The following is a 10,747-nucleotide window of genomic DNA, read 5'->3' as shown; positions in this document are numbered from 1 at the left end:
TACCGCTATGAAAACATGATGACCCCTTACGAAAAGTTCCTGTCACTGAAGGAACCAGAACAGTACCTGAAAGAAGGGATTACACTGGACCAACTAAAGGACAAAGCGGAAGCCATGACCGATAATGAAGCGGCCAGAAAGCTGCAACAAGCCAGAGAAATCCTGTTTCAATTAGTTCATGAGCGACAAGCCGAGGGTTAGGTAGTAGTACCTGCCTTCAGGCTCATTTCAGGATTGGAAAATACTGTCATGCTCACTCAAATAAAAGGGATAGAACTCACTGAACGATTTGAATTGTTTTTCCATATCAGGCGTCTTCTTTTTTATTATTTTACCGTGATCACTTTGTCATTCCCCAGCACACCACATTCCTCCCTGATTTTATTTTCATAGTATCCGGGGCGTTGTTTGTAGTCCGCAGGTTTATCAATATTTCCCTGAAAAGGCGCCTTCAGCTGAGCCAGGTAACCCTTGGGATAATCCGGGTTGTAAACCCCGATGACTTTCACTTCCCGGTCTCTTGGCCAGAAGAAAGTACCGAACACCAGATCCCAGATAATCAGGTTGTTGCCATAATTCCGGTTAGATTCCCGAACCAGCTTGGAATGATGCCAACGGTGCAGTTCCGTCATGGCAAATACATAATTCAACCAACCCAGCTTCACCCGGATATTGCTGTGCTGGAACATGCCATGAATACCATTAAAAACAAAATACAGCGACATGGCTTCAACATTAGTGCCCAGAATAATAAAAGGCACCATCTCAGGGATCAGGAAAAAGACTTTTTCCACAGGATGAAAGCGACCGGCATTCATCCAGTAAAGTCGATTGGGGCTGTGGTGTACGGCATGAAATCGCCAGAGCGCAATATAAGTATGGGCAGCCCTGTGGACCCAATAGCGACCAAACTCCGCTATCAGCAAAACCATGGCCACTTGAACCAGCAGCGGCCAGTCATGGGGCCAAAGCCCATTCTCAAAGTGGACTCCAATCCAGCCAACCGATGATGCCAGAACTGCCAACCAGACAGGCTTAACCAGCCTTGGGAGAGTAATCTGCGCAATGAGCATGTGCAAAAAGTCGGTCTTTATGTCGCCATCGCTCTGATTCCAGTCCTGACGATAGGGCAACACTCTTTCCAAAACAGCGATCAGCAGAGCCCCCGGGAGCAGTACGGCAAAAACGGCTATGCCTTCATGCACTCCGAATCTCAGCATGAGCCAGACCGAACAGAGTGAAAGAGTCAAAACCAGGGGAAATACCAGAACAGGCGCTACACGGTCTTTTATTGTTTTATGCTTATGATCCATGGCCCAGCTTCTTTTTTTATCCAGAAAAATCTTTGACAGGTCAGAAAGATTTTATCGATGGCTCCGATCTGCCAGAAACTGAAAAAAGATCTCAGTTGTCAAAACCAAGACCTTTATTCTTTAAAACTACAAAGCTTACTGAGCGGGAATCAGTGTTAACTGGTATTGAGTATCACCTGGAAGGAAAGGTGTTTCCCTGGCTTCAACCCAGTCCATATAGCCTGCTTTATAGAATGGCGACAGCGGGTGGCCACTCTGGCCTCCGGGCATATGAAAAATAGCGGTTTCTTCATGGCCGGGAGCCACGATCATTCTCTCTGAAACACCACCAGAAGGTCTCTGAGCTCTTGGCATCCAGATATCACCTTCCAACGGCACTGCTGGCATATTCAGGAATTGTCCCAACACTGGAATGGCATCACTGAGAGGATGGTTGATCTTTGCAGTATTGCGCTGCCCCCAGGTGGCTTCAGATAACTTATCCACACCGCCCAGATCAACAATGACATCATCAATGGTTTCCAGGAACAGCTCATCCCAACTGTCGTATTGAGAACTCAACCAGTTCATGGGTTGCTCCTGATAAAGTCTCAACAGCATTTCATTCTCATGATTGATCTTCTGTAACCAGCTGTCTTCTATGTCTGCTTTGGCATCTTCAGCCTTCGACATGAAATAGCGGCCCAGGAATTTCACCACTTTCAGCTTGAGAGCATCATGAAATTCCCGGACTAAACGGTAGCCCACGTCTTCTGTTGAAGCTCTGCCAGACCAACCCTCGACAAATTGATAGAAAGCCTGTCGACCCTGCTTTTCTGACCGGACTGGTTCATCAAGAACGTTCAGGACAATCTGACGCAAGTTCTCCTGATAAAGTGCACGGTCATCCAGAGCAACATTCAGCAAGCTTTTCTCGTCAGCCGTTTCAATGGCCATCAGGTCATCTCGAATCTGCATCTGCCTTGGCCCAAGGGCATAACCACCATTACCCAGCTTCTTATAGTTCTCTCCCGATACAACTCGAGCGTTCGCTGTCCAGATTCTATTATTTTCAGGGTTCAGGATTCGTGGGTAATCAACAGTGGGTAACCAGGCTCGCCAGTGGCTGTCTGCATCCTGCCAGGGCAGGGGATAGGTACTATCGAGACCTGACCGCGTGGGTATGCGACCTGCGATGGTCCAACCGATATTGCCAGCTGCATCACCCACTGTGAAATTCTGTGGTGGTATGCCGCTGGTGTTGGCCACAGCCATTGCCTCATGCACAGAATCGACAGTTTCCAGATTCATCAGATTGATGTTGGTGGCTTCCGGGTCATGGGCGGTCCAGCGAAGTGCATATTGAGCAGAATCGTAAGGTGACTCAATAACAGGTCCCCAACGTGTTCCCCGATATTCCACAACCACCGGCTCCTGACCTTTGACCTGAATGGTTTCGTTCCAGATGGTTAGATGCTCAGGACCTTCAGGAGTCATATAAAGATCGTTTTCTCCCAGCTCCAGTTCAACCAGATCCACCCAGTCTGCAGTGCTGTTGGTAAAGCCCCAGGCCACTTTGCCATTGCTGCCCACAACAATAATGGGGGCTCCGGGCAAAGTGACGCCTGTAATGCTGACAGGTTCTCCGGTTTCAGAGTGAGAGTAACGAAACTGAGCCCGATACCAGATCGTTGGAACCCGATGACTCAGGTGCATGTCATCTTCCACCATGGCACCGCCATGACTGGTCATCTCTCCTGATACAGCCCAGTTGTTACTACCTATCAAGGCATCTTCAATGAGCTCCCCCGTCAATGCACTAAAAAACTCTGGTGTTTTCTCACGCAGATTGACCTGATCAGAGCCTGGAGTTGCTGGAACAGGGTAGGAGCCAGGCTCCATTGGAGAGTCCCAGCGAGTTCTAAGAGGAGACAGAAAATCGATCACTTCTTTGGATGTCACCCGACTCAGGAAACCCTTGGCATTATCCAGCTTCACTTCATCGTCATTGAGATCCATATACATACTGAAGACAGTCAGAAAGGTATCTTCATTGCCCCACAAGACAGGCTCAACATTCAGCAACCAGTATTCGAAAGGTTTGCTGTCCAGACTTTGAAGCCCTTGATTAACGCCCTGGGTGTAAGCATCAAGAATGGCACGTTGAGTGGGTTCCATTCTAATCACAGCCTGCTCTGCCGTTTTTCTGAAGCGATGTTTACGCTGGTTTTTATCATGCTTCAGTGCCAGCTCACCGACTAATTCAGAGAGTTCACCCGCAGAGTTACGGCGGTTAAGGTCCATCTGGAAAAAACGCTCCTGACCATGGACGTAGCCCAGGGCAGAAGCAATATCCGTCCGTTGCTCACCAGAAATCGTGGGAATCCCCAGATCATCCCGTTCGATCAGTACTTTCGATTGAATGCCCTGAACGGATTGCTCGCCATTCAGGAGAGGGAGGCTTTGTTGAAGAAGGACATATAGAGAGAGAGCGATGAGAATCAGCAGACATAATGAGAGTAACAAGCCTCTCCTGAGCCAGACAGCCATGGTATTACCTTAATTCTTCTTTTAATTATCAGGTGCTGTTCCTTAAGGAACACAATGACTCTACAACATATAGGGGGCTTTCACAGCTTTTCGGTCCCTTTCAAGCTCAAAACACTAATAAATAAACTACTTTTAATTACATAAGACGATTAAGGAGGATCGATCATGTCACCATCAATAGGAACCTCGTTCAAACACGTAGGCAAAATGGCTTTGAAAGGAACGCCAGACGGGTTGTGTCACGCCATGAATCCTGGAGCCAGAGTCGGTGCTTTTGTTGGTAAAGGTATTGGTCGAATGGTCTCTGTCCCGATCAGGTTTAAGAAAAAGCGCAATCTGTTCCGCGCCAATCCCTCTCCCACTGCAGCTCAGGTCAAGAAGCTGGATGAGTATCAGGCCAAGGTGGTTAAAGTCGGCAAAATGATTGGTGCCGTGGTAGGAGGAATAGCTTCTCTGCCACTGGCTTTACTGACCATTCCCGGCAAAGGCCTCTATAACATTCTGAAGGGTCTTCGCCATGCCAGATCAGATTCTTATACCCGATCCCAAGACATGAAGCTGCCAAAATTTGTGCCTGCCCAGATACTTCGTGAGAAGCAAATTGAAATCAAAGAAGAGCTTGATTTCGAGAATGCTTCAGTGGTGCATTTCACTAAACTGGACGAATTTGGAAAGCCATTAGATCACTACCTGGCCAGAAAAAAAGACACTGGAGAGGAATTTGAATGTCTGTTTGAAGAGCCATACAGAGGAGGTTCACAGTCTCGCATGCTTTATACCAATGAAAAAGGGGATGAAATGGTATCAGAGAATTTTCCAACCACTGACAGGCTTAAGAAGCTGAAAAACAAGCTCCAACAAATGAACTTTATCACTGAAGATGAAAACTCAACCGATAGCATTTAATCCATGTAATGGGCTCAAATAGTCCTGTTATCTGACGACTAGTTAATAGGATGCCCTGACGAAAGGAATCACCCCATGAGAACACCTATTTCAGTTGCCGCTGCTACCGGATATCTGGTAACCATGGGAGTGAAGTCCGTTCCTGACGGAATGATCCATTCCTTTAACGCAGGTGGTCGAGCAGGATCTGCAGTCGGCAAATTGTGCGGCAGACTGGTTACATTTCCTGTCAGAAAGTGGAAAGCTCACTCTCTTAAGAAAGCCGCCGGGGGTGAGGAAACTCTGACTGTCACCAAAAAACTGGAGTTCTTTAATGCCAAGGCCGTCAGACCATTTCAATATCTAGGCGCCTCTATCGGTGGTGCCCTCAGCTTACCTCTGACATTTATAGCGGCACCTACAAAAGGTTTGTATAACCTTCTCAAAGGCATGATCCACTTCATCAAAGCGGTACGAGAACTCAACGCAACCAATGGCTCTGACACAATAAAACAGGACCTGACCCTTCCGGAAACCGTTATTGGCAAGCTGCGTAAAGAGGCGAAACTGAAACCTGAATATCAGGAAGAGTTCACTCACGAGAAACATAAAGTACTCCCTTATAGTATCAAGACACCCGGCGGAGACAATTTACTCTGGTTCTTTCTTGAGAACACTGAAACAGGACAAGAAGAAGAGTTGATGCTCAGAAGGGAACAGGATGGCCATTTCTCAGTCCGGCATCTGGACAGGGATCAGGGAAAATTTAACTGGGCTTCACGAGTTGAAAAAGAAGGTATGGAACCAACGGAGATCGTTAAGCTCTATATAAACAATCCAGATAGCTTCAAGCCCCCGGAACAAGTAGTTTGATCCAGCCGACTTTGCCGGATCAAACTACTGCAACAATTACTCTTCTTCTTGTGGCTCAGGCCTTTCCTGCTCAACCATTTCCGGTGTTTCAAGACTGATCCTTCCCAAACCACCACTGCGGAATTCATTGAGCAATATCTCTGAGACCTTATGAAGGTCGGCAATTCCGCCTCTGCGCATGCAGTTCCTGCGGGCCGCGATGGCATCCATCAATTCAATATCAGTCGCTGGCAGCTCACTGAGCTGAAAACGCTGCTTAAGTGCTTCCGGATAGGCCTTCAGAAAATACTCAGCAGCAAACAGGGCAATGTCTTCATATTCCAGCACAGCATCCTTGATGGCTCCCGAGATCGCCAGACGATAGCCACAAGCTTCCGGCTCCAACTTGGGCCACAAAAATCCAGGCGTATCCAGTAAGATCATGCCATTAGGCAATTTGATGCGCTGCTGCTGCTTGGTCACTGCTGGAACATTACCGGTCTTGGCAATAATGCGATTGGCCAAGGTATTGATCATGGTGGACTTGCCCACATTGGGAATCCCCAGAATCATGGCTCTCATGCCTTTGATGTCCAGGTTGCGCTCAACCATGCTTTCTGCGAGCTTCAATACACTGCGTACTTTTTCCGGCTGGCTCTGGGTCAGGGCAATGGCTTTTACACCTTCTTCCTTCTCCATCTCTCTGATCCACCGTTCAGTGACTGCAGGATCGGCCAGATCAGATTTATTCAACACCTTGATGTAAGGAGTCTTATCACGCAGAGACGGCACCAGAGGGTTTCCGCTGCTGAAAGGAAGCCGAGCATCCAGAACCTCGATGATCAAATCGACTTCCGGAACGACCTTTTTGATCTCCTTTCGAGCCTTGTGCATATGCCCGGGAAACCAGTTAATTGCCATAGTAAAACCTCAATGTGCTGAAGGCCGGTATTCTATACGCTCTGGCAGCTTCTAGTAACCCAGACTTTTATCTATCGCCGGGGGCATTTCTCCCTGCTCAATAAGAGCTATGTCAGCCACTATCTGTTCCAGCGCCTGAGCAACAGGAGTAGGGGCAGCAATATGGGGAGTAATCATGACTTTACTGTTATTCCAGAAAGGATGGCTGTCTTCCAAAGGTTCTTTCTCAAACACATCCAGCATAGCGCCTCGCATATGTCCTGACTTCAAAAGAACCTGCAAAGCCTCGATATCAATCACATCCCCGCGCCCACCGTTTATCAGCACACCGCCTTCTGGTAACTTTGTCAGAGTTTCCTGATTCAGTAGCTTATGAGTTGATGGCGTGGAAGGTAATAGACTGACCAGCACTCTGGATTCTCTCAACAGATGATCAAGCCCTTCTTTACCCGATACACAATTCACTCCCTGAACCGTTTTCTCTGATCGACTCCAGCCAATCACGGGGAAGCCCAAATGACTGACAGCCTCTGCCACAGCTTTACCTATAACACCCAGACCCAGAATACCTACTGTCCAGTCAGACTTTTGAGCAATTCTGTGCGGCTGCCATTGTTTATCTGACTGATGCTGCCTGTACAGGTCAAAGTCGCGATAAAAATGCAGAAGCCCATAAGTCACATAATCTGACATATATTCTTCCATGCCTACGCCCCGTAACTTAAAGACCGGGAGGTCTGCAGGCAGACTCTCAAGACTCACCAGGCTGTCCACTCCTACACCCTGATTAAAAACAGCTTTCAATTGTGTCTGTTGCTGAAAAAACGCAGCAGGAGGTTGCCAGATCACTGCGTAGTCAGCCAACCAGTCATGGCAATCACCTTCTACCCAATGACGTACATCAGCATCAGGAAATGCGTTTCTGACAGCTGAAGTCCAGACTTCACTGTTTTTCCTGTTGTAGACAAGGATTTTCATCAACCTGAACCTCTCAATGAAGCATTGATTCGCAACTGAAGCTCTTTTAACAACGATTTATGGTGCTGGCCTGAAGTAACGACCGGAGTCTCGACCTGGAAAAGCCTGGCCATAAGTCAGGATAGAGCGACCCTTATTACCTTCTGAATCCAGAACCTTAATGATTACGCGATTCTCACCTACCGGGTACAAGAATCGTGTCTCACCCTCTTTAAGCTCTTTTTCACTGATAACACGACCTGAATCAGTTTCTACCCGAGCTACACCTGAAGGCACAAGCTCAGTATCAGAAATATAGGTTTTAATCTTGATATAGCCTGACGGAGAAGGCTGGACATAAACCTGAAGCGGATATTCACTATTATGCCTCTGCACGGAAGCGCATCCAGTCAACAGAGCCATCATAAGTACAAAAAGAATCGGCCTCATAAACTTCTCCTACTGCAATCAGAAGAAGAATAAAGGCTTATTATTCAGATCAAAAGTATCTTTAACAAACGCTTAAAAAGGCCAGGGGGAAGACTCCGCTCCACCGTCTACTTCCAGAACTTTACCCGTTATCCAGCGGGAAGCGGGAGAAGCCAGAAAGACTGCTGCATGAGCAATATCTTCCGGCTGTCCCATAGCGTTCATAGGCGTATTTTCAATAACAGCCTGGGCTGAAGCCTCATCCAGAAACTGCCCCAGGGCTTCCGTCATAATGGCTCCGGGAGCAATGGCATTCACTCTGATCCCAGGTGCAAATTCGGCTGCAAGCAATCGGGTTAGCTGGTTGATTGCCGCTTTAGCGGTTCCATAACTGCTGAAATTCTTCTGGCTGTATCTTGAAGCCGCTGAGGAAATATTAATGATACTTCCTTTTTGAGACTCTATATGAGGGGCTACTATACGACTGAGATTAAATACCGTAGTAACGTTAAACTCATAATCACGGGTTAATTGTTCTCCCGTAACAGACATGGCAGGACCCGGTCTGGCACCACCGGCATTATTGACCAGAATATCTATTTGTCCCATGACTTCCAGTGCCTGCACCACCATGGCATTCAAAGCCGACTCATCCATAACATCACAGGCTACAGCCAGAGACTTAACACCATATCCTCGAGCCTGCTCTGCAACAGCTTCTATATCAGCCTGGGTTCTGGCTGCACAAACAACATTTGCGCCCGCTTCAGCAAAAGCCAATGCAATGGCTTTGCCAATGCCTTTGCCTGAGCCGGTGATAATGGCGGTCTTCCCCTTGAGGGAGAAATAATCCTGATGTGTCATAACCACAGTTCTCATTGGAATTATTATTGTGGTGACAGCCTACTCAAAGCAGAATTAAAGTACGAGACTTAATTTATAGATAACTAGAATGTTCCGATAATCTCTGGCCTAACGTTGGCCTGCAAGCACCAACAAAGTCCCGGCACCTATGAAGGTTGAGCCAAAAACCTTTCCTGAGAACGGACTGGTCAGCCAGCTCTGACAGCGACCTTTGATATTGTGCGCCAGTAAACTGTAGAAGAGGAGACAGCTAAAAGAAAAGAACATCAGTGTCGTCACCATAATCGCAAACTGCAGTGGCAGTGACTCCAAAACGTTAATAAATTGAGGAAAGAGTGCCATGGTAAACACCAGAGCTTTTGGATTGGTCGCTGCTACTAATAGACCCTGGATGTATAAATGAAGCCCATGTTTGCGAGACTCCACTTGCGCATCTGACAAAGAGATAGACAGCCCTTTTCGCCAGAGATTCACGCCCAAATAAACCAGATAGGCTGCACCGATCACTTTCACAGCAGTAAATGCCAATGCGGAGTACATAATAAGAGTACTCAGCCCCAATACTGAACAGGTAGAAAGCAACAACAATCCAGTCAGATTACCTGCAATAGCAAACAAGGGTCTTACAGGACCGTATTGCAGACTTTGAGTCATCACCAGCAAAATCGCAGGTCCCGGGGATAACGTTGCAATTAAGGCAACCGAGCAGAACAACAACCAGCTCTCTAATGGCATTACCCGTATTCCTTTTTATTTTCTGACGGTTAGAGGGGGATAATGTATCAGATATTTAGATCTAGAGATTCAGAGTTTGCTCTAAAATCTTCAAGCTTTCCTGCTTTTAAACTCTCAGCCACTCTGCATATATCTTTTTGGCTTTATGATACATAGACAGCCTTCCAAGCCATTGGAAATGGATCAGGCCCAACACATTACAACGACTTAAATACATCTTTTCTATCATTGCGATTGCCATTTCCAATTTCCAGTTTCATTCGCTTATCCATAGACTTTTATTCTATACAACAAGAGGGCGACCTTATGACTACATCTAAGCAGACAAAAAAGAAACAAGATGGTTTCAGTGCTTCAGCTCAGCAAACTAAAGGTCAAAGCGATTGTAATTTCGACAATGACTACTATGGAGACAAAGTCTGTCATGGTCGTTCCAGTCGGAAGAAATGATTAATTGCGGAGTCGACTATCAAGGAATTTCAGAAGTTACTGGAAGCACATAAGATTCAGAAGCAGCAGAGTCTAGCTGAGTAGTTTATTCTGGCTGGACAGTTAGTATTTATTGAGCTGGAATTCTGCCAAGTTTCTGTCTTAGGATTTGTTTCACAGATTTACACAGGATTCCGTTCACCCTGAGCTTGTCGAAGGGTTCTGGTATTGGGCTTCGACAGGCTCAGCCCGAACGGGTTTTGAGAGGGTTTCAATACGGAAGTTACTTTCCCGAGTTTTGACTGGTAATGCCTGGCTGCTAATGCTCAAAAGAATATGGGGATTGTTGGCTAGAGGGCCTCGCAAGCGAGGCCTATCGTTTGATGAAACACGTCCTGTGTTTCACCCTGCGGGCAGCTAAAGCTGTCCAAATTTGATCCGGTCAAATTTGTCACTTCCCAGTTCAGGCCCGAACGCGGTGTGAACGACAGTCATCGTCGATGCGTGTGGGGTTCTCTGTGAGAGTCCAATCAAAAGGCGTATAAATAAAAAACCCCGGCAGCAACGCTGTCGGGGTTTTTATATTTAGTGCCTGGCGATGACCTACTCTCACATGGGGAAACCCCACACTACCATCGGCGATGTATCGTTTCACTTCCGAGTTCGGGATGGGATCGGGTGGTTCCAACACTCTATGGTCACCAGGCAAAACTGGTTTGAAGTTCGTCGTTTCCGACGGCCTTCTGGAATCCGTTTTAACTTAAGCTGTTTTTTACTTCTTGCTGCCCACTCTCGCCATGTGTATGGCTTATCTCCACGGATGGAGTGTATGC

The 10,747-nt window shown here is 47.0% G+C and carries 10 protein-coding genes and 1 rRNA gene; 3 read left to right on the top strand and 8 right to left on the bottom strand.

Features of this window, described 5'->3' with window-relative positions; all coding sequences use genetic code 11:
- Positions 1-201: hypothetical protein (locus WG89_RS16870; protein WP_062260213.1), on the top strand; the 201-nt coding region annotated here is incomplete at its 5' end.
- Positions 202-326: 125 nt separating this feature from the next.
- Here WG89_RS16870 and WG89_RS16865 read toward each other — a convergent pair.
- Positions 327-1,313, bottom strand: coding sequence for a sterol desaturase family protein (locus tag WG89_RS16865; protein ID WP_062268247.1), 987 nt, complete (start codon positions 1,311-1,313; stop codon positions 327-329).
- 135 nt (positions 1,314-1,448) lie between these two features.
- The gene (locus WG89_RS16860; protein ID WP_062268245.1) at positions 1,449-3,842 is read right to left on the bottom strand and encodes a penicillin acylase family protein; all 2,394 of its coding nucleotides are present in this window, start codon (positions 3,840-3,842) and stop codon (positions 1,449-1,451) included.
- Between the two features lie 165 nt (positions 3,843-4,007).
- Here WG89_RS16860 and WG89_RS16855 point away from each other — a divergent pair, with 165 nt between their 5' ends.
- Entirely contained in the window at positions 4,008-4,748 is a 741-nt protein-coding gene (locus WG89_RS16855) for a hypothetical protein (protein ID WP_153301645.1), read from the top strand.
- A gap of 75 nt (positions 4,749-4,823) precedes the next feature.
- Positions 4,824-5,600, top strand: coding sequence for a hypothetical protein (locus WG89_RS16850; RefSeq protein ID WP_062268241.1), 777 nt, complete (start codon positions 4,824-4,826; stop codon positions 5,598-5,600).
- A gap of 36 nt (positions 5,601-5,636) precedes the next feature.
- Here WG89_RS16850 and ylqF read toward each other — a convergent pair whose 3' ends face one another.
- The 6 genes from ylqF to rrf all read right to left on the bottom strand — a co-directional run bounded on the left by ylqF (position 5,637) and on the right by rrf (position 10,620).
- Complete coding sequence (gene ylqF / locus WG89_RS16845) at positions 5,637-6,500, bottom strand: ribosome biogenesis GTPase YlqF (RefSeq protein ID WP_062268239.1); 864 nt, start codon at positions 6,498-6,500, stop codon at positions 5,637-5,639.
- Positions 6,501-6,551: 51 nt separating this feature from the next.
- Positions 6,552-7,478 carry a 2-hydroxyacid dehydrogenase gene (locus WG89_RS16840; protein WP_062268237.1) on the bottom strand — a complete coding sequence of 309 codons (927 nt, stop codon included), beginning with the start codon at positions 7,476-7,478 and terminating at the stop codon, positions 6,552-6,554.
- A gap of 57 nt (positions 7,479-7,535) precedes the next feature.
- Positions 7,536-7,853 (bottom strand): hypothetical protein, encoded by a 318-nt coding sequence (locus tag WG89_RS16835; protein WP_172806835.1) that lies wholly within the window; start codon positions 7,851-7,853, stop codon positions 7,536-7,538.
- Between the two features lie 126 nt (positions 7,854-7,979).
- A complete protein-coding gene (locus WG89_RS16830) occupies positions 7,980-8,750 on the bottom strand; it encodes an SDR family NAD(P)-dependent oxidoreductase (protein WP_062268233.1) in 771 nt (256 codons plus the stop codon).
- Positions 8,751-8,858: 108 nt separating this feature from the next.
- Positions 8,859-9,485, bottom strand: coding sequence for a LysE family translocator (locus tag WG89_RS16825; protein ID WP_062268232.1), 627 nt, complete (start codon positions 9,483-9,485; stop codon positions 8,859-8,861).
- A 1,019-nt stretch (positions 9,486-10,504) separates the two neighbouring features.
- Positions 10,505-10,620, bottom strand: a 5S ribosomal RNA gene (gene rrf, locus WG89_RS16820).
- Positions 10,621-10,747 lie beyond the last annotated feature (127 nt).

It is taken from the genome of Endozoicomonas arenosclerae, from assembly GCF_001562015.1.
Classification (GTDB): domain Bacteria; phylum Pseudomonadota; class Gammaproteobacteria; order Pseudomonadales; family Endozoicomonadaceae; genus Endozoicomonas_A; species Endozoicomonas_A arenosclerae.
The sequence above is the reverse complement of the archived record's forward strand: the minus strand, read 5'-3'. Positions and strand labels throughout refer to the sequence as shown.

What these genes read in the sequence shown, in the direction of transcription:
- WG89_RS16840 (WP_062268237.1), bottom strand. Translation starts at nt 7,478, where the DNA reads ATGAAAATCCTTGTCTACAACAGGAAAAACAGTGAAGTCTGGACTTCA.
- ylqF (WP_062268239.1), bottom strand. Translation starts at nt 6,500, where the DNA reads ATGGCAATTAACTGGTTTCCCGGGCATATGCACAAGGCTCGAAAGGAG.
- WG89_RS16865 (WP_062268247.1), bottom strand. Translation starts at nt 1,313, where the DNA reads ATGGATCATAAGCATAAAACAATAAAAGACCGTGTAGCGCCTGTTCTG.
- WG89_RS16860 (WP_062268245.1), bottom strand. Translation starts at nt 3,842, where the DNA reads ATGGCTGTCTGGCTCAGGAGAGGCTTGTTACTCTCATTATGTCTGCTG.
- WG89_RS16825 (WP_062268232.1), bottom strand. Translation starts at nt 9,485, where the DNA reads ATGCCATTAGAGAGCTGGTTGTTGTTCTGCTCGGTTGCCTTAATTGCA.
- WG89_RS16850 (WP_062268241.1), top strand. Translation starts at nt 4,824, where the DNA reads ATGAGAACACCTATTTCAGTTGCCGCTGCTACCGGATATCTGGTAACC.
- WG89_RS16855 (WP_153301645.1), top strand. Translation starts at nt 4,008, where the DNA reads ATGTCACCATCAATAGGAACCTCGTTCAAACACGTAGGCAAAATGGCT.
- WG89_RS16830 (WP_062268233.1), bottom strand. Translation starts at nt 8,750, where the DNA reads ATGACACATCAGGATTATTTCTCCCTCAAGGGGAAGACCGCCATTATC.